At 72.4% G+C, this 17,589-nt stretch carries 13 protein-coding genes, 1 rRNA gene and 1 pseudogene; 8 read left to right on the top strand and 7 right to left on the bottom strand.

The window, feature by feature from the left end:
* Positions 1 to 88, top strand: a 5S ribosomal RNA gene (rrf, locus tag ACWD0J_RS30700); the annotation flags it as partial.
* Between the two features lie 83 nt (positions 89 to 171).
* Here the strand turns inward: rrf and ACWD0J_RS30695 are convergent.
* Genes ACWD0J_RS30695 through ACWD0J_RS30675 form a run of 5 tightly spaced genes read right to left on the bottom strand, consistent with a single transcriptional unit; the run spans position 172 to position 5,857 of the window.
* Positions 172 to 1,482, bottom strand: coding sequence for a DUF58 domain-containing protein (locus ACWD0J_RS30695; protein WP_451499101.1), 1,311 nt, complete (start codon positions 1,480 to 1,482; stop codon positions 172 to 174).
* Positions 1,482 to 2,471: an AAA family ATPase gene (locus tag ACWD0J_RS30690; protein ID WP_451499100.1), complete on the bottom strand. Its 990-nt coding sequence runs from the start codon at positions 2,469 to 2,471 to the stop codon at positions 1,482 to 1,484. Before ACWD0J_RS30690 ends, ACWD0J_RS30695 begins: the two co-directional genes overlap by 1 nt.
* Complete coding sequence (locus ACWD0J_RS30685) at positions 2,471 to 3,673, bottom strand: DUF4350 domain-containing protein (RefSeq protein WP_451499099.1); 1,203 nt, start codon at positions 3,671 to 3,673, stop codon at positions 2,471 to 2,473. Before ACWD0J_RS30685 ends, ACWD0J_RS30690 begins: the two co-directional genes overlap by 1 nt.
* Positions 3,670 to 4,488 (bottom strand): DUF4129 domain-containing protein, encoded by an 819-nt coding sequence (locus ACWD0J_RS30680; RefSeq protein ID WP_451499098.1) that lies wholly within the window; start codon positions 4,486 to 4,488, stop codon positions 3,670 to 3,672. Before ACWD0J_RS30680 ends, ACWD0J_RS30685 begins: the two co-directional genes overlap by 4 nt.
* A 4-nt stretch (positions 4,489 to 4,492) precedes the next feature.
* Complete coding sequence (locus ACWD0J_RS30675; protein WP_451499097.1) at positions 4,493 to 5,857, bottom strand: glycerophosphoryl diester phosphodiesterase membrane domain-containing protein; 1,365 nt, start codon at positions 5,855 to 5,857, stop codon at positions 4,493 to 4,495.
* Positions 5,858 to 5,997: 140 nt separating this feature from the next.
* On the opposite strand from ACWD0J_RS30675, the gene mtnA reads away from it, so the two are divergent.
* The 7 genes and pseudogenes from mtnA (at position 5,998) to ACWD0J_RS30640 (ending at position 15,363) form a co-directional block, all read left to right on the top strand.
* Positions 5,998 to 7,146 carry an S-methyl-5-thioribose-1-phosphate isomerase gene (gene mtnA / locus ACWD0J_RS30670; RefSeq protein WP_451499102.1) on the top strand — a complete coding sequence of 383 codons (1,149 nt, stop codon included), beginning with the start codon at positions 5,998 to 6,000 and terminating at the stop codon, positions 7,144 to 7,146.
* A gap of 4 nt (positions 7,147 to 7,150) precedes the next feature.
* Positions 7,151 to 7,840: a two-component system response regulator MtrA gene (gene mtrA, locus ACWD0J_RS30665; RefSeq protein ID WP_187284748.1), complete on the top strand. Its 690-nt coding sequence runs from the start codon at positions 7,151 to 7,153 to the stop codon at positions 7,838 to 7,840.
* Position 7,841: 1 nt separating this feature from the next.
* On the top strand, positions 7,842 to 9,953 hold the full coding sequence (mtrB, locus tag ACWD0J_RS30660; protein WP_451499096.1) for an MtrAB system histidine kinase MtrB: 2,112 nt from the start codon (positions 7,842 to 7,844) through the stop codon (positions 9,951 to 9,953).
* Positions 9,943 to 11,775 (top strand): LpqB family beta-propeller domain-containing protein, encoded by a 1,833-nt coding sequence (locus tag ACWD0J_RS30655; protein WP_451499095.1) that lies wholly within the window; start codon positions 9,943 to 9,945, stop codon positions 11,773 to 11,775. The genes mtrB and ACWD0J_RS30655 overlap by 11 nt, the downstream gene beginning before the upstream one ends.
* A gap of 279 nt (positions 11,776 to 12,054) precedes the next feature.
* Positions 12,055 to 12,846 (top strand): annotated as a pseudogene (locus ACWD0J_RS30650) (ComF family protein); the annotation flags it as partial.
* Between the two features lie 873 nt (positions 12,847 to 13,719).
* Entirely contained in the window at positions 13,720 to 14,412 is a 693-nt protein-coding gene (hpf, locus tag ACWD0J_RS30645) for a ribosome hibernation-promoting factor, HPF/YfiA family (RefSeq protein WP_451499094.1), read from the top strand.
* 204 nt (positions 14,413 to 14,616) lie between these two features.
* On the top strand, positions 14,617 to 15,363 hold the full coding sequence (locus tag ACWD0J_RS30640; protein ID WP_451499093.1) for a response regulator: 747 nt from the start codon (positions 14,617 to 14,619) through the stop codon (positions 15,361 to 15,363).
* A 15-nt stretch (positions 15,364 to 15,378) separates the two neighbouring features.
* Here the strand turns inward: ACWD0J_RS30640 and ACWD0J_RS30635 are convergent, their stop codons facing one another.
* On the bottom strand, positions 15,379 to 16,551 hold the full coding sequence (locus tag ACWD0J_RS30635) for a winged helix-turn-helix domain-containing protein (RefSeq protein ID WP_451499092.1): 1,173 nt from the start codon (positions 16,549 to 16,551) through the stop codon (positions 15,379 to 15,381).
* Between the two features lie 150 nt (positions 16,552 to 16,701).
* On the bottom strand, positions 16,702 to 17,310 hold the full coding sequence (locus tag ACWD0J_RS30630) for a GNAT family N-acetyltransferase (protein ID WP_451499091.1): 609 nt from the start codon (positions 17,308 to 17,310) through the stop codon (positions 16,702 to 16,704).
* Positions 17,311 to 17,589: the final 279 nt, after the last annotated feature.

Here is a 17,589-nt window from a genome sequence, read left to right as displayed (position 1 = left end):
CGGTTACATTCCGAACCCGGAAGCTAAGCCTTACAGCGCCGATGGTACTGCAGGGGGGACCCTGTGGGAGAGTAGGACGCCGCCGAACAATTCTTGAGAAAACCCCCGTGCCTTTCGGCACGGGGGTTTTCTGCGTTTACAGCCCTTAGGGCGGGCGAGCCGCCCTCTGTATTAGAGGCGGCCCGCTGCCTTCAGTGCCAGATAGGCATCTGCCAGTGCCGGGGCCAGATCGTCGGGTGTTGCGTCGACGACTGTCACGCCGTGCCGGCGGAGTTGTTCGGCGGTGCGGTGGCGTTCGGTGTGGGCCTGGGCGGCGGCTGCGGCCTCGTAGACGGCGTCAGTGCTTCCCCGTCCTTTGGCCATGCGGGCGATGTGAGGGTCGGCGACCGACGCCAGCAGGACGGTGTGGCGCTGGGTGAGCTGGGAGAGGACGGGCAGCAGGCCCTCTTCGACCGGAGCCGCATCGAGGGTCGTGAGCAGCACGATCAGGGAGCGGCGCGGAGCCGCTTTGAGCGCGGTGGCGGCGAGGCCTCGGGCGTCTGTCTCCACCAGCTCCGGTTCCAGCGTGGCCATCGCGTTGACCAGGGACGGGAGGACGTCGCCGGCCGTGCGGCCCTGGACGAGGGCCCGTACGCGGCGGTCGTAGGCGAGCAGGGCGACGCGGTCACCCGCGCGGGACGCCAGAGCAGCCAGGAGCAGGGCCGCGTCCATGGAGGCGTCGAGGCGTGGGGCGTCGCCCACGCGGCCCGCGGAGGTGCGGCCGGTGTCGAGGACGAGAAGGATGTGGCGGTCGCGTTCGGGGCGCCAGGTGCGTACGGCGACCGTGGTCTGGCGGGCTGTGGCGCGCCAGTCGATGGAGCGGGTGTCGTCGCCGGGAACGTACTCGCGAAGGCTGTCGAATTCCGTGCCTTCGCCTCGGGTGAGCACGCTGGTGCGGCCGTCCAGTTCGCGCAGGCGGGCCAGCTTGGACGGCAGGTGCTTGCGGCTGGTGAACGGGGGCAGGACGCGGACCGTCCAGGGGACCTGGTGGGTGCCCTGGCGGGAGAGGAGGCCGAGCGGGCCGTAGGAGCGGATGGTCACGCGGTCCGTCTGGCGGTCGCCGCGGCGGGTGGGGCGTAGACGGGTGGTCACGCGGCGGCGTTCGCCCGCGGGGACCGTCAGACGGTGGCGGGAGGCGGCGACCTCCGTGCCGGGCTGCCAGCTGCTGGGGGGCCAGGCGTCGCGGAGGTGGGCGCGGAGCGGGCGGCGGGACGGGTTGGTGACCGTGAGGGTGACGTCGGCGGTGTCGCCGAGGCGTGCGGAGGTGTCGCCGGAGCGGGTCAGCCCGAGCCGTCGTACGGGTGCGGCCAGGGCGAAGTCGCAGGCGCAGGCGATGGCCAGGGGTGCGTTGACGGCGAGGATGCCCGTCCAGCTGGGTTCCCAGATGCCTACGGGGAGGGAACCCAGGGCTGCGAGGAAGGCGGCGCGTCCGGTGAGTGCCATCAGCGGGGGACGGGGACGTGGGCGAGGATCGCGTTGATGACGGAGTCGGCCGTCACGCCCTCCATCTCGGCTTCCGGGCGGAGTTGTACGCGGTGGCGGAGGGTGGGGAGGGCGAGGGCCTTGACGTCGTCGGGGGTGACGTAGTCGCGGCCGGTCAGCCAGGCCCAGGCGCGGGCCGTGGCGAGCAGGGCCGTCGCGCCGCGCGGGGACACGCCGAGGGTGAGGGAGGGCGATTCGCGGGTGGCCCGGCAGATGTCGACGACGTAGGCGGTGATTTCCGGGGAGATCGTCGTCTTGGCGACCGCGGCGCGGGCCGCTTCCAGGTCGGCGGGGCCCGCGACGGGGCGCACGCCGGCGGCGCGCAGGTCCCGCGGGTTGAAGCCCTCGGCGTGGCGGGTGAGGACGGCGATCTCGTCCTGGCGGGAGGGCAGCGGGATCGTGAGCTTGAGGAGGAAACGATCCAGCTGGGCTTCGGGGAGGGGATAGGTGCCCTCGTACTCGACGGGGTTCTGGGTGGCGGCGACCAGGAACGGGTCGGGGAGCGGGCGCGGGGTGCCGTCGACCGTGACCTGGCGTTCCTCCATGGCCTCCAGGAGGGACGACTGGGTCTTCGGCGGGGTGCGGTTGATCTCGTCGGCCAGAAGGAGGTTGGTGAAGACCGGGCCGGGCTGGAAGGAGAACTCGGCGCTGCGGCTGTCGTAGACCAGGGAGCCGGTCACGTCGCTCGGCATCAGGTCGGGGGTGAACTGGACGCGTTTGGTGTCGAGTTCGAGCGCGGACGCGAGGGCGCGGACGAGCAGCGTCTTGGCGACTCCGGGGACTCCTTCCAGGAGAACGTGTCCGCGGCACAGGAGGGCGACGACGAGGCCGGTCACGGCGGGATCCTGGCCGACCACGGCTTTGGCGATCTCGGCGCGCAGGGCTTCCAGGGAGGCGCGGGCGGCGCCCGGATCCCCGGTGTGCCCGGCGTTGTCAGTGGTCGGGTCCATCATGGACGGCGTACCTCTCTTTCGAGGGCGTCGAGTTGGTCGGTGAGGGAGATGAGGGCCGCGTCGTCGCTGGGCGGCGGGCCGAAGAGGAGCGAGTGCATGGCCTGGCCGTCTCCGGGGCTGTGGAGGTGGGCGGACAGGGCGGGGAGAAGGGCCTCGGGCGTGTGTGCCTGGGTCGTGGGGATGCCTACCAGGGGGGCGAGGCGCGTGCGCGTGGTGGAGCGAAGAGCGGCGGCCGCGCGGTCGCGGGCGTTCGCCTTGCGGTAGAGGCGGGCACGGCCTTCGACGGTTTCGGAGGCGCGGATCGCCACGGGGAGTCTTTCGGGCACGAGCGGGCCGAGTCGGCGTGCCCGCCAGAGGGCGGCGAGGGCCGCGGCGATGAAGAGCTGCAGCGTGCCCCAGAGCCAGCCCGAGGGGAGCAGGTCGAAGAAGCCCTTTTCGTCGTCCGGGTCGGCGGCGGCGGTGTCGGAGAGCGAGGGGAGGTACCAGACCAGATGGGGGCGGGAGCCGAGGAGTTGGAGGGCGAGCGAGGCGTTGCCCTGCTCGTCGAGGGTGTCGTTGTGGAGGATGTCGGGCGCGCCGAGTGCGACGGTGTCGCCGTCCCCGGACGGGTCCGGGAGGCGCACCAGGGTGGCCAGGCGCTCGCTGGGGTAACACTCGTCGGCGCCGGGGCGGGTGACGGTGTAGCGGATTCCGCCGGTGTCGGCCCTGCCCGCGCGCCGGGCGGCGGGCAGCGCGCAGGCGGGGGAGAGCGTGGAGTCGAGGCTGGTGGCGGGGTTCGCGACGATGCCGGGGGCGAGCCGTTCCACGGACCAGCCGCCTGCGGCGACGAGGACGGTGCGGCCTCCGGAGCCGGTCGTCGCGGCACGCAGCTCGTCCTGCTGCCTCTCGGTCAGCAGGTCGGGCACGGCGACCAGGAGAGTGGTGTCCGGCCCGGCCGCGGTGCGCGCCTCGGCGAGCGTGGTGACCACCCGGGTGGAGACACCTCGGTCGGCGAGGAGTTCGGCCACCGCGCGGCTGCCGTAGGGGTCGGCGGAGCGGGGGTCGAGACTGCCGTGGTGGGCGTCGGAGCGGATCGCGGCGATCGCGACCGCCCCCGCCAGGAGGATCACGAGGGCGAGGACGACGCCTCGCGCGCGGGTCCACACCTGACGGGCGGTGGGCGAGGCCGAGGTGGACGGGAGCGTGGCCCCGGTGGTCATTCGGCGGCTCCCCGGCGGGCGTTGTGGGCCGCGCTGTTGCTGCTGCTCGCCAGCTGCGGTTTTGTGCGCTCCAGGTCACGGTCGAGCTCGGCGATGCGGTGGTACGACTGCTCGCCGGCCCTTCGGCCGCCGTACGTCACGTCGTCGAAGTCCCTGGCGGCGGTGCGCAGCCGGTCCGCTCGGGAGGGCAGGGCGCGGCCGGCTTCCACGGCTGCCTCGTCGGCGGTGCGGCCGGGGCGGGCGTCGAGCAGGGCGCGTTCCTCCAGGGAACGGACGATGGCCCGCATGCGTTCCTGGACGGCCTGGTTCCAGTGGCCCTGGGCCGCGTGCGCCTCGGCGGCGGCCCGGTGTTCGGCGGCGCTGCGGGGACGGTCGTCGAACAGTGCGGGGGCGGAGGCCGGCTCGCGGCGCGGGGTGCCCAGGCGCCACCACAGGGCGCCCAGGGCCGCGAGGACGGTCACGATGACGACGACCAGGCCGAGCGGTCCGCCGGGGGTCGCGGCCGAGGCGGCGTCGAGGATCTCGCCGACCCAGTCCCAGAACGCGTTCAGGGCGCGCTCGAACAGGCCGGGGTCGTCCTGGTGGTACATCCGCTTGGACAGTTCGCGCCGGGCCGCCTCCCCCGCGGGGCCGCGCGGGACCGTCAGCGGTGGCGCGTCGTCCGAGCGCGGGAGTGACAGGACGGACGCGGTGTCGGCGGCGCGCGTCGCGGCGCGTACGAGGGTGTCGCCGGCGCGCAGCGCGAGCTGTACCGCCGAGTCGGCCGTGTGCTGCGGCGCCGGTACCGCTGTGAGAACTCCCCCCGCCAGGTTCACCGCATCAGCTCCCGGGGGTGGGGCCGTAGCCCTGGACGCCGGCGGCGCGGGCCAGGTCGAGGTCGAGGGCCTCGCGGCGGATGCGCTGGTCGACGTAGAGGAGCACGGTGACGCCCGCCGTGATCGGGAACGTGATCATGGAGCCGATCACCGAGCCGATGCCGCTGACGATGAGGAAGGTCCAGCCGAGCTCGCCGGTGCCGTTCAGGAAGCCGCCGATGCCGTCGCCGCTGACCGCGGCGGCGAGGAAGGTGAAGGGGAGGATCACGATCGCCGCGACGATGTTCGCGATGATCCCGGCGAGCAGCTGGATGCCGAACATCCGCCACCAGGAGCCGCGGACCAGCTTCGCCGAGCGGCTCATCGACTTGGTGATGCTCTGCTTCTCCAGCATCAGGGCAGGCGTGGCCAGGGAGAAACGGACCATCAGCCACACGGCCACGATGCCCGCGCCCAGGCCGCCCAGTACGGCGAGTACGGCGCCTCCCGTGCCCTGGCCCGAGGCGGCCAGGAGGATGCCGGGCACCGTGCCCGCGAGGACGATGGAGACCGCGATGAGCGGCAGCAGGAGGATCAGGCCGGACAGCTTCAGCACCTGGGGGCGGGCGTCGCGCCAGGCCTCGCCGATGGTGACCGACTTGCCGAGCACCGCGCGGCTGGTGACGGTCGTGAGCAGCGCGGTCGCGGCGACCGTGCCGACCAGCGAGATCAGGAAGACGACACCGGAGCCGAGCATGGCCTCGCCCAGGGCGCGGGTGAGCTCGCCGAGCGTGGCGCTCGGATCGTTGAGCGCCTCGGTGTTGGCGGTGTCGTTCAGGACGAGGCCCTGAAGCAGGATGACGACGATCTCCGTGAGGACGGCGACGGTCAGGGAGATCCCGAGGACCGTGCGCCAGTAGGTGCGCATGGTGGAGACCGCGCCGTCGAGGATCTCGCCGACGCCGAGCGGACGCAGGGGGATCACGCCGGGCTTGGCCGCGGGCGGCGGGCCTCCCCAGCCGCCGTACCCGCCGGGAGGGCCGTAGGCGCCTCCCCAGCCGCTGTAGCCGCCGGGTCCGCCGGGCGGGCCGTAGCCGCCGGGGCCGGCCGGCGGCGGGGGGCCCCAGCCCGGGCCGGGCGGCGGGGGTGGCGGCGGAGCCTGGCCCGGGGCCGTGGGGCCCGTGGGCGCGGACCACTGGGCGGGCGGCGGCTGCTCCTTGGACCACTGCGAGCCGGGGCCCTGCGGGGCCTGTCCGGGCTGCGCTGCCGGCTGCTCCGTGGGGTCCTGGGCACCGGGGCGGTCGGTGGGCTCGGGGGAGCCGGACGCGCCGGGCTGCTGCCCGTCGGACGGGGCGGATCCGGGCGAGGCCCAGCCCGGAGTGTCGTTCATCGTCGCTCCTTCACGGTGCCCGTCCGCGGTCGCGGCGGCAGGTTGGCAGCCATCGTGCCATGGGGTGGTCGCCGAGTGACCAGCCGCGGTATGGGCTGCACACCTTCAATTGTGAGCTGGATAAGGGGCAGACTGATCGCATGGCTGATCAGTACGCGCAAACCGCCGAGAACAGCAGGCCGACAGAACTGCCGGCGATCCGCTGGGAAGAACCACCTGAAGGTCCCGTACTGGTGCTTCTCGACCAGACGAGGCTGCCGGCCGAGGAGGTCGAACTGGTCTGTACGGACGCATCCGCGCTGGTGGAGGCGATCCGGTCGCTCGCTGTGCGCGGGGCACCGCTGCTCGGCATCGCGGGGGCGTACGGCGTCGCGCTCGCCGCCGCGCGCGGATTCGAGGTGGACGACGCCGCGGCCGCCCTGGCGGGTGCGCGTCCCACCGCTGTGAACCTGGCCGTCGGGGTGCGCAGGGCGCACGCGGCGTACCGGGCCGAGCTCGGCAAGGGCGGAGACGCCCGGCAGGCCGCCGAGGCGGCGCTGGCCGCGGCACGCCGGCTCCACCAGGAGGACGCCGAGGCGAGCGCCCGGATGGCCGAGCGCGGGCTGGCGCTGTTGGACGAGCTGTTGCCCGGTGGCGGGCACCGGATCCTCACCCACTGCAACACGGGCTCCCTGGTGTCGGGCGGTGAGGGAACGGCGTTCGCGGTGGCGCTGGCGGCGCATCGCGCGGGGCAGCTCAGGCGCCTGTGGGTGGACGAAACGCGTCCGTTGCTGCAAGGTGCTCGCCTGACGGCGTACGAGGCGGCTCGCAGCGGTATGGCGTACACCTTGCTGACCGACAACGCGGCGGGCTCGCTGTTCGCGGCCGGAGAGGTGGACGCGGTGCTGATCGGTGCGGACCGCATCGCCGCCGACGGTTCGGTGGCGAACAAGGTGGGGAGCTACCCGCTCGCTGTGCTCGCGCGGTACCACCATGTCCCGTTCATCGTGGTGGCGCCCGTGACGACAGTGGATCCGGACACGCCGGACGGGGCTTCCATCGAGGTCGAACAACGTCCCGGTCATGAGGTGACCGAGCTCACAGCACCCCAGGTGCCGGTGGCGGGAGCGGAAGCGGGAGGCGGGATTCCGGTGGCACCCCTGGGGACCCAGGCGTACAACCCGGCGTTCGACGTGACGCCGCCCGAGTTGGTGACGGCGATCGTCACCGAGGAAGGCGTCGTTTCGCCCGTGACGGCTGAGGCGCTTGCGGAGCTGTGTGCCAGGTCACGCCAGGTAACGATTAGCTAATGGGATGATGTCGTTTATGAAGGGACGAGTCCTTGTCGTCGACGACGACACCGCACTGGCCGAGATGCTCGGCATTGTGCTGCGTGGTGAAGGTTTTGAGCCGTCTTTTGTAGCCGACGGCGACAAGGCGCTGGCCGCTTTCCGTGAGTCCAAGCCCGACCTCGTGCTGCTCGATCTGATGCTGCCGGGCCGGGACGGTATCGAGGTGTGCCGCCTGATCAGGGCGGAGTCCGGGGTGCCGATCGTGATGCTCACGGCCAAGAGCGACACCGTCGATGTCGTGGTGGGCCTGGAATCGGGTGCCGACGACTACATCGTGAAACCGTTCAAGCCGAAGGAGCTGGTGGCCCGGATCCGGGCGCGGCTGCGGAGGTCCGAGGAACCGGCGCCCGAGCAGCTCGCCATAGGCGATCTGGTCATCGACGTGGCCGGTCACTCCGTGAAGCGGGACGGGCAGTCGATCGCGCTGACCCCGCTGGAGTTCGATCTGCTGGTCGCGCTGGCCCGCAAGCCGTGGCAGGTGTTCACCCGGGAGGTGCTTCTGGAGCAGGTGTGGGGCTACCGGCACGCGGCTGACACCCGGCTGGTGAACGTGCATGTGCAGCGGCTGCGTTCCAAGGTCGAGAAGGACCCGGAGCGGCCGGAGATCGTGGTGACCGTCCGTGGTGTGGGATACAAGGCAGGACCCAGCTGACATGTCCGAGGACAGTGCCGCTTCGTCGCCCGGGCGGACCGGGGCGCGCGCGGAGCGGCCTGTCGGCCGGAAGACGGCAGGCTCCCGTTGGGGGCGCTTCTTCGAGGGCGGGTTGCTGCAGGGCGGAGTCCAGGGCAGTCCGGTCCTGCGCCTGTTCGTGCGCTGGGTGCGCCGGCCGCTGCTGCCCGTCATGCGGCTGTGGCGGCGCAACATCCAGCTCAAGGTCGTCGTCACGACGCTGCTGATGTCGCTGGGCGTCGTGCTGCTGCTCGGGTTCGTCGTGATCGGGCAGGTGCGCAACGGGCTGCTGGACGCCAAGGTGAAGGCCTCGCAGAGCCAGGCCACCGGAGGGTTCGCGGTGGCCAAGCAGAAGTCCGACGAGGCGGCGGCCGGCACCGGCGACGACGGCGCCCCGGTGGACGACCGTACCGAGCAGAACGTCATCCAGTGGATGAGCGACCTGGTGGAGTCGCTCTCCAGCGGCGGCCAGGGCGCTTTTGACGTGGTGACGCTCCCCGCCGCGGGCGACGACAGCGGCGGCGGGCGCGGACCGCGCGCCTCCGGTGACGTCGACTGGTCGGCCAGCGTGCCCGAGGACCTGCGTGAGCGCGTCGACGGCAGTACGGCGCCGGCGCAGAGCTACACGCGGATCACCTACGACAGGTCCTCCGACAAGGCGTCCCAGCCCGCCCTCGTCATCGGCAAGCAGGTCAACGACCCGAACGGCGACCCGTACCAGCTGTACTACCTCTTCCCGCTCACCCAGGAGGAGAAGTCGCTCAGCCTGGTCAAGGGGACCCTCGCGACGGCCGGTCTCTTCGTCGTCGTCCTCCTCGGGGCCATCGCCTGGCTCGTGGTGCGGCAGGTCGTCACCCCGGTGCGGATGGCGGCCGGGATCGCCGAGCGGCTGTCCGCGGGGCGCTTGCAGGAACGGATGAAGGTCACCGGCGAGGACGACATCGCCCGGCTCGGTGAGGCCTTCAACAAGATGGCGCAGAACCTCCAGCTCAAGATCCAGCAACTGGAGGACCTGTCGCGGATGCAGCGGAGGTTCGTGTCGGACGTGTCGCACGAGCTGCGCACGCCGCTGACGACCGTGCGGATGGCTGCCGACGTCATCCACGACGCGCGCGTGGACTTCGATCCGGTGACCGCACGGTCGGCCGAACTGCTCGCCGACCAGCTGGACCGGTTCGAGACGCTCCTCGCGGACCTGCTGGAGATCAGCCGCTTCGACGCGGGCGCGGCGGCGCTGGAGGCCGAGCCGATCGACCTCAGGGAGGTCGTACGGCGGGTCGTCAGCGGGGCCGAGCCGCTCGCCGAACGCAAGGGGACGACGGTGCGGGTGGTCGGCGACCAGCAGCCCGTCGTCGCCGAGGCGGACGCCCGGCGGGTGGAGCGGGTGCTGCGCAACCTGGTCGTCAACGCCGTGGAGCACGGCGAGGGCAAGGACGTCGTCGTCAAGCTCGCCGCGGCGGGCGGGGCGGTCGCGGTCGCGGTGCGTGACTACGGGGTCGGGCTCAAGCCCGGCGAGGCGACTCGCGTCTTCAGCCGCTTCTGGCGGGCCGACCCGGCACGCGCGCGTACCACCGGCGGTACCGGGCTGGGGCTGTCCATCGCCCTGGAGGACGCGCGGCTGCACGGCGGCTGGCTGCAGGCGTGGGGCGAGCCGGGCGGCGGGTCGCAGTTCCGGCTGACGCTGCCGCGGACGGCGGACGAGCCGCTGCGGGGCTCCCCGATACCGCTGGAGCCGAAGGACTCGCGCCGCCATCGCGGACTCAGCGACGCCGGGCTGCCGCGCGGAGGCGGGGAGAAGCGGGCCACCGTGCCCGCCCAGCCGGCGGGTGACCAGACGCCGTCGCGGGATCCGATCGCGCCGCGGCCGGCCACCGTGGCGCCCACGGCCGATCCCACGGCGCTGCCGGGCAGCGGCGCGCGCGTGGTGCCCCGGCCGGCCTCGGGCGTGCGCCGGCCCGAGACGCCCGTCGGTGACGGGTCTCGGGGCGGGAGCGGACGTGGCCCGGACACCGGGCCGGAGCATCCGCCGGCGGCCTCTTCGCAGACCGCGCCGGCGGAGTCGTACGAGCAAGGGGAGGCATTTCGTGGGCGCTGACCGCAAGGGGAGCGCTCGGCGCGGACCGGGGCGGACGATGGCGTACGCCGCCTGTGGCGTCGTACTGCTGGCGGGGTGCGCCTCGATGCCGGACAGCGGGGATCTGCGCGGTGTCGAGTCCACGCCGCGCCAGGACACGCAGGTGCGGGTCTTCGCCATGCCGCCGCAGGAGGACGCGCGGCCCAACGCGATCGTGCAGGGTTTCCTGGAGGCGCTGACCAGCGATGATCCGCACTACGAGACGGCCAGCAAGTACTTGACCGCCGAAGCCGCGCAGACCTGGGAGCCGGAGCGGTCCACCACGGTGCTCGCCGAAGGGCCGGGCATCGAGGTCGAGCCCGATGTCAGCCGGGAGGAGACCGGCGACTACCTGTTCACGCTGACCGGCACCAAGGTCGCCACCGTGGACGCGCAGCAGTCGTACGCACCCACCGACGGGGACTACCAGCAGTCGGTGCACCTGGTGCGGGACCAGAAGACCGAACAGTGGCGCATCGACGAACCGCCGCAGGGCGTCGTCATGGGCAAGTCGGACTTCCAGCGCAACTACGTCTCCGTCAACAAGTACTACTTCGCCTCGCACGCACCCGGGGGGACGCCCCCGCAGACCGTGGCGGTCGCCGACCCGGTGTACGTGCGCAAGCGGGTGGATCCCATGACGCAGATGGTCCGGTCCCTGTTCAGCGGGCCCACGACCTGGCTCGGGCCGGTCGTCAGGTCGAGCTTCCCCACCGGGACTCAGCTGCAGAAGGGCGTCACCTCGCTGACGCCCGACGACCGGAGCAAGCTGACCGTGCCGCTGAACGACAAGGCCGCCCGGGTCGGTGCGCCCGTGTGCAGCGAGATGGCGGCCCAGATCCTGTTCACCTTGAAGAACCTCACGCCGGCGGTGGACGAGGTCGCGCTCGAGGCGGGCGGCAAGCAGTTGTGCACGCTCACCGAGGGCGGGGCCGACTCCGTCGCCGCGCGGGGCTCGGTGCGGCATCCCGAGTATCTGTACTTCGTCGACGGCAAGCGCCGGCTGGTGCGGATCCCGGCCGACAGCGACGGTACGAAGCCCGATCCGGTGCCGGGGGCGCTGGGCGAGGGCGACAAGCAACTGCAGTCGGTGGCGGTGTCGCGCGACGAGCACAAGGCGGCCGGCGTCGGCATCGACGGCAAGGCGCTGTACGTGGGGTCGCTGGCGTCGGGCGGATCGCTCGGGGAGCCCGTGCTCAGCAGCGGGGGAGCGACGGCCGACGACCGGCTGACCACGCCGAGCTGGGACGCGGAGGGCGACCTGTGGGTGGCCGACCGCGATCCCGGCAACGCGCGGCTGCTGGTGCTGGAGGACGGCGCGGGCGAGCCGCTCACCGTGGACGCGCCGGGACTGGACGGGCGTGTCAAGGACGTCCGGGTGGCCGCCGACGGGGTGCGGATCGCACTCGTCGTGGAGAAGGGCGACCGGCAGTCGCTGTTCATCGGGCGGATCGAGCGCGGCGAGCGGACGAGCGCCAGGCCGTCCGTCTCGGTGCAGGAACTGCGGTCCGCCACTCCGGAGCTGGAGGAGGTCACGGCCATGTCGTGGGCCGGGGACAGCCGACTCGTGGTGGTCGGACGCGAGCAGGGCGGGGTGCAGCAGATGCGGTACGTCCAGGTCGACGGCTCCACGCCGGAGGGACCGCCGCCGGCGGCGCTGACGGGCGTGAAGGAGATCGCCGCGTCCGAGGACGACCAGGTGCCGTTGGCGGCGTACTCGGAGGACGGGATCGTGCGGCTGCCGTCCGGGGCGCAGTGGCAGAAGGTCGACGCGGACGGGACCGCGCCGGTCTATCCGGGGTGAGCCGGATCGGCCGGTGAGCCGGACCGGCCGGTGACGTGGGCGACCAGTGACGTGGGCGACCGGTGATTCGAGCGGCCGTTTTCGCCGGGGTACGGCTCCGGCGGGGGCGGCCGTTCCGCTGTGCGGTGGCCGGTGGGCCCGGTGGGCCAGTGGCCGGGGGCCGGGGGCTGTGCTGGTCACTGCTGCGGCACCGGCTGTGCGTGGTACCGGCCGGAGTTGTCCACAGGCGGTTGTCCACAGGGGTGGCCGGGACGCGTCGGTGCGGGCACAGTGGTGGGCATGCGGGGGTGGTGGCAGGACCTCACCGACCTGGTGCTGCCGACCGAGTGCGGAGGCTGCGGGCGGCCACGCACGGTGCTCTGTCCGGAGTGCCGTGCGGCCCTGAGCGGGGCCGTACCGCGTCGGGTACGACCGGTGCCGCAACCACCGGGTCTGCCGGTCGTGCACGCGGCGGCACGGTACGCGGACGAGGTGCGGGCGGTTTTGCTGGCGCACAAGGAACGGGGTGCGCTGGCGCTCGCGGCGCCGCTCGGAGTGGCGCTGGCGGGCGCCGTGTGCGCGGGGGTGCGGGAGGCCGGCGCGTGGACCGGCGACGGTGGGCGGGCGGGCCTGCGGGGCGCCGACGGGCGGGCCGGCCGGGATGCGCGGATCGGGGCGCCGGACGTAGGGGCCGGGATCGGCGGCGGTGGTGGGTGGGGCGGGCGGCCGGCGGGGTCGCGGGACGGGGCGGTGTGGGGCGGCGGGGCCGTGGTGCTTGTGCCCGTGCCGTCCGCGCGACGGACGGTTCGGGCGCGGGGACATGATCCGGCGCGGCGGATCGCGCTCGCGGGGGCGCGTGCGTTGCGGCGGGCCGGGACACCGGCGCGGGTGGCCGCGGTGTTGCGGCAGCGCCGGGAGGTGGCCGACCAGGCGGGGCTCAACTCCCGCCAGCGGCTGGAGAACCTCGCGGGCGCGCTGGTGGTCGTGCCGGGCGGGGAACGGCTGCTGGCCGGCGGTCCGGTGGTGCTCGTCGACGACCTGATGACGACCGGGGCGTCCCTGGCGGAGGCGGCGCGTGCGGTGCGGGAGGCGTCGGCGGGGGAGACGGAGGGAGCGGCGTCGGGCGGTGGGGTGGCGTACGGGCGTCCGGTGGCGTACGGGGATGTGGTGCGTGGGCGCGGGTCCGCTGCCGGCGGTGCTTCGGCGTGGGGGCGGGGAGCGGAGGCGTACGGCGGCGTGGAGGAGCCGGCCGGCCGCGGTGGAACGGCGGGGACGGAGGGAGTGGGGCTGTACGGCGGGCCGGGGGCCGGGGGGAGTGCCGTCGCCTGCGGAGACACCGAGCGTGGGGGGAGAGCGGGCGGGTGTGGCTGGGCTGTCGGTGGTCCGCGGGCCGGAGATCGCGGGGTCGGTGTGGGAGAGGTGGGGGCCTGTCGGGCGGATGGTGGAGTGAGGGAGTGTCTGGGGTTGGTCACGCCTGTGTACGGGGCAGGAAGTCGGGAACGCAGAGAGGAACGGACGATCCGGGTGACGGAGGAGGAGACCGGGTGGGCGCCTGACCGGCCGGGAACGGCGGGCGGTGGCGCTGTCCGCGGCGTGATCTGCGCGGCCGTGGTCGCGGCCACGCCGGATTCTTTCGAAATGAACCGGAACTGACTGGAAACGTGCATCGTTGCAGGTAATGAGAGGTCCAATTCACCTGAACGGAGGTAGGCCACAGTAGAGGGTGACGACATCCGTCCGGGCGAGATATGTTCGGTTGTGAGAGAAAGGCCCAGGCCACACCTCTCTTATCCGAATGCCGTGCTGCGGGATTTTCCCTCATCACCCGCACCGGTGGAGTGGAGATCTTGCCCGCGGGGGAGGAGGTGGACGTCACCGAGTCCGAGGTTCCGGGACTCACCGGAGCCTGGTGCAAAAGGGAGATGCTCCGCAGCGAGGCGGAGCGATCCGGGAACGGAGTTCTGCGTGGACATCGTCGTCAAGGGCCGCAAGACCGAGGTGCCCGAGCGGTTCCGCAAGCACGTGGCCGAGAAGCTGAAGCTGGAGAAGATCCAGAAGCTCGATGGCAAGGTGATCAGCCTCGACGTCGAGGTGTCCAAGGAGCCCAACCCCCGACAGGCCGACCGCTGTGACCGAGTGGAGATCACGCTCCGCTCCCGCGGACCGGTGATCCGGGCGGAGGCGGCGGCCAGTGACCCGTACGCGGCACTCGACCTGGCGGCGGAGAAGCTGGACGCCCGGCTGCGCAAGGAGCACGACAAGCGCCACACCCGCCGGGGCGCACGGCGGCTCACCGCTGCCGAGGTCCCCGACCACGTCCCGGACGCGGCGACGCTCGACGGGAACGGTAACGCCGTCCACGACGAGGAGTCGGACGGAGTGCCCACCAAGAGGATCGGCTCGCTGGAGATCAAGGGTGACGGCCCCCTTGTCGTCCGTGAGAAGACCCACGTCGCCTCCCCGATGACCCTCGATCAGGCTCTCTACGAGATGGAGCTGGTCGGGCACGACTTCTATCTGTTCATCGACTCCGAGACCAAGGAGCCGAGTGTCGTCTACCGGCGGCACGCCTACGACTACGGCGTCATCCACCTCAGCACGGACCCGATGGTGACCGAGGCGCAACCCCAGGCGGCGGGAGACACGCTGGGCGGCTGATCGCCCGGCAGACAGCTGAGCCGGTGCCCCTGGTGCGCGCGTGCGCCCCCAGGGGCACCGGTGTGCGACCACTTCACGCCCCGCTCTGTCACCTCACTGTCGTCCGGGCATGAAATCATGGCCGCACCGGCCCAACCGCTGGGCCGTTGCCTTGGGTTGGCGATGGCACGGAACCACAGGCCACAGCCTTCAGGGGGAGGAACGATGGCGGACAGCTTCGGACCGATGCAGGACGAGAACGCCGGCGACGGCGCCGTCGGCATGGGCCCGGACGCGGGATCTCCACGCAAGGAGCCGATCCGTGTCCTGGTCGTGGACGACCACGCCCTCTTCCGCCGTGGGCTGGAGATCGTGCTCGCCGCCGAGGAGGACATCCAGGTGGTCGGCGAGGCCGGTGACGGCGCGGAGGCCGTCGACAAGGCCGCCGACCTGCTGCCGGACATCGTGCTGATGGACGTCCGGATGCCCAAGCGGGGCGGTATCGAGGCGTGCACCTCCATCAAGGAGGTCGCCCCGAGCGCGAAGATCATCATGCTGACGATCAGCGACGAGGAGGCCGACCTCTACGACGCGATCAAGGCGGGCGCGACCGGATATCTCCTCAAGGAGATCTCCACGGACGAGGTGGCCACCGCCATTCGCGCGGTGGCCGACGGGCAGTCGCAGATCAGCCCGTCCATGGCGTCGAAACTGCTCACCGAGTTCAAGTCGATGATCCAGCGGACCGACGAGCGCCGACTGGTGCCGGCGCCCCGGCTCACCGAGCGCGAACTGGAAGTCCTCAAACTCGTCGCCACGGGAATGAACAACCGGGACATCGCCAAGGAACTGTTCATCTCCGAGAACACCGTGAAGAACCACGTGCGCAACATCCTGGAGAAGCTGCAACTGCACTCCAGGATGGAGGCCGTCGTCTACGCGATGCGGGAGAAGATCCTGGAGATCCGGTAGTCCCGGCTGGCGGACTCAGGCGAGTGCGCGGGCGAGTTCCCTGGTGAGGGGCTCGCGGAGGTCCGGTGCGTCCACCCGCTCCACGCGTACGTCCGTGCAGTCCACCCAGCTCGCCGCCTCGACCAGGGCCTGCGCGATGGCCGGGACCGCCTTCGGGCCGTCCAGGGTGACCTGGCGGGCGACCAGGGTGCGGCCCTCGCGGGCCGGATCCACGCGACCGACGAGCCGGCCGCCGGCCAGCACCGGCATCGCGAAGTAGCCGTACACCCGCTTCGGCTTGGGGACGTAGGCCTCCAGGCGGTGGGTGAAGCCGAAGATGCGTTCCGTGCGCGCCCGTTCCCAGACGAGGGAGTCGAAGGGGGACAGGAGCGTGGTGCGGTGGCGGCCGCGCGGAGGTGTCTCCAGGGCCGCGGGGTCGGCCCAGGCGGGCTTGCCCCAGCCCTCGACGGTGACCGGGACCAGGCCCGAGTCGGCGATCACCGCGTCGACCTGATCACCCCTGAGGCGGTGGTAGTCGGCGATGTCGGCGCGCGTGCCGACGCCCAGAGACTGGCCGGCCAGGCGGACCAGGCGGCGCAGGCACTCGGTGTCGTCCAGGTCGTCGTGCAGCAGCGCTGCCGGTACGGCGCGCTCGGCGAGGTCGTACACGCGCTTCCAGCCGCGGCGCTCGACGCAGACCACCTCGCCGTACATCAGGGCGCGTTCGACGGCGACCTTCGAGGAGGACCAGTCCCACCACTCGCTGGTCCTCTTCGCGCCGCCCAGCTCCGTGGCCGTGAGGGGGCCCTCGGCGCGGAGCTGCTTGACGACCTGGTCGTAGGCGTCGTCCGGGAGTTCGTGGTTCCAGTGCGGGCGGTTGCGGTAGGCGCGGCGGCGGAAGGCGAAGTGGGGCCACTCCTCGATGGGGAGGATGCAGGCGGCGTGGGACCAGTACTCGAAGGCGTGGGTGTCCTTCCAGTAGGCGTCCTCGATCGTCTTGCGGCCCACCGCTCCCAGGCGGGCGTACGGGATGAGTTCGTGGGAGCGGGCCAGGACCGAGATGGTGTCCAGCTGGACCGCGCCCAGGTGGCGGAGGACGCCTCGGACGCCGGACCTGCGGTCGGGGGCGCCGAGGAAGCCCTGAGCTCGTAGGGCGAGGCGCCGGGCCTCGTCTGCGGAGAGGTGGGTGGCGGGGCGCGGGGTCGTCATGGGATCGCACGATAAGGGGTGGCACTGACAGCGGGGGATGCGCTGCGGGTTTGTCGCGGGGGCACCGGGCATCGGGTCAGGCGCCATGCGGCCACGCCCCGCCGCCCCCGCCCGTCCCGTCCCTGGAATCCCGCCTGGACGGCCTCGTCCTCAGGTGCCGGACGGGCCGGACGGGCCGGACGGCGGTGGTGTCGTCGTCGGCAGGTACGGCGCCCTGGACGGCAGGCCCAGGTCGGAAGGGAGCAGGGAACCCACCCAGCAGTCCCGGCGCACGCCCTTGTTGGTGATCGCGGAGCGCAGCGTGCCCTCGATGGTGAAGCCCGCGCGTTCCGCGACGGCGCGGGAGGGTCCGTTGCCCACTTCCGCGCGCCACTCCACGCGGTCGACGCCCGCCTGGATGAAGGCCCAGTGGGAGGCGGCGCCGGCGGCCTCCGTGAGGTAGCCGTTGCCGCGGTGCTGCTGCGTGCCCCAGAAGCCGATCTCGGCCGTGCCGGGGGAGCGCAGGGTGATGCTGAGCATGCCCACCAGGTCCTCCCCTTCGGGGAGGAAGAGACCCCAGGTGAACATCGATCCGTCGGCCCAGCCGTCCGGGACGACCTGCTGGGTGAAGCTCAGGGCGTGCTCACGGAGGTAGGGCACGGGGATCGTGGTCCAGCGCTGGATGCCGGGGTCCTGGGCGGCCGCGTACACGGCGTCCGTGTGCCGCGCGTCGACCGTGCGCAGGACGAGGCGGTCCGTGGTGAGCGTGACGGGGTCCATCGGGCGATTCTGCTCAGGCGGGCGGAAGGACGCCATCCTTTCTCCGTGCGTGAGCGGGTGATCACGATTCGCGCAATTCCTCGGCGGCCCGCGGCACCATCCGCGGAGCTTGCCCGTTGTCCTTTTTGAAGCAGAGTGATGCGGGCGCGTGAAGCAGTGGACGGTCGTCGTGTCTGCAGGCCTCCCGGCGCGGTGGGGTCCTCGCATACGATGGCCGTTGCTCAGCACGTCCCATGGAAACCGACCGTCCCAGGCCCGACCGGCAAGGAGACCAACCCC

The organism is Streptomyces sp. NPDC003011 (assembly GCF_053591515.1).
This window is presented reverse-complemented; position numbering and strand designations above follow the sequence as displayed.

Excerpts from the sequence above, each read along its gene's own strand:
- ACWD0J_RS30640 (WP_451499093.1), top strand. The coding sequence starts at position 14,617 with ATGGCGGACAGCTTCGGACCGATGCAGGACGAGAACGCCGGCGACGGC.
- ACWD0J_RS30635 (WP_451499092.1), bottom strand. The coding sequence starts at position 16,551 with ATGACGACCCCGCGCCCCGCCACCCACCTCTCCGCAGACGAGGCCCGG.
- mtrB (WP_451499096.1), top strand. The coding sequence starts at position 7,842 with ATGTCCGAGGACAGTGCCGCTTCGTCGCCCGGGCGGACCGGGGCGCGC.
- mtrA (WP_187284748.1), top strand. The coding sequence starts at position 7,151 with ATGATGTCGTTTATGAAGGGACGAGTCCTTGTCGTCGACGACGACACC.
- ACWD0J_RS30695 (WP_451499101.1), bottom strand. The coding sequence starts at position 1,482 with ATGGCACTCACCGGACGCGCCGCCTTCCTCGCAGCCCTGGGTTCCCTC.
- mtnA (WP_451499102.1), top strand. The coding sequence starts at position 5,998 with ATGGCTGATCAGTACGCGCAAACCGCCGAGAACAGCAGGCCGACAGAA.
- ACWD0J_RS30690 (WP_451499100.1), bottom strand. The coding sequence starts at position 2,471 with ATGGACCCGACCACTGACAACGCCGGGCACACCGGGGATCCGGGCGCC.
- ACWD0J_RS30685 (WP_451499099.1), bottom strand. The coding sequence starts at position 3,673 with ATGACCACCGGGGCCACGCTCCCGTCCACCTCGGCCTCGCCCACCGCC.
- ACWD0J_RS30630 (WP_451499091.1), bottom strand. The coding sequence starts at position 17,310 with ATGGACCCCGTCACGCTCACCACGGACCGCCTCGTCCTGCGCACGGTC.
- ACWD0J_RS30675 (WP_451499097.1), bottom strand. The coding sequence starts at position 5,857 with ATGAACGACACTCCGGGCTGGGCCTCGCCCGGATCCGCCCCGTCCGAC.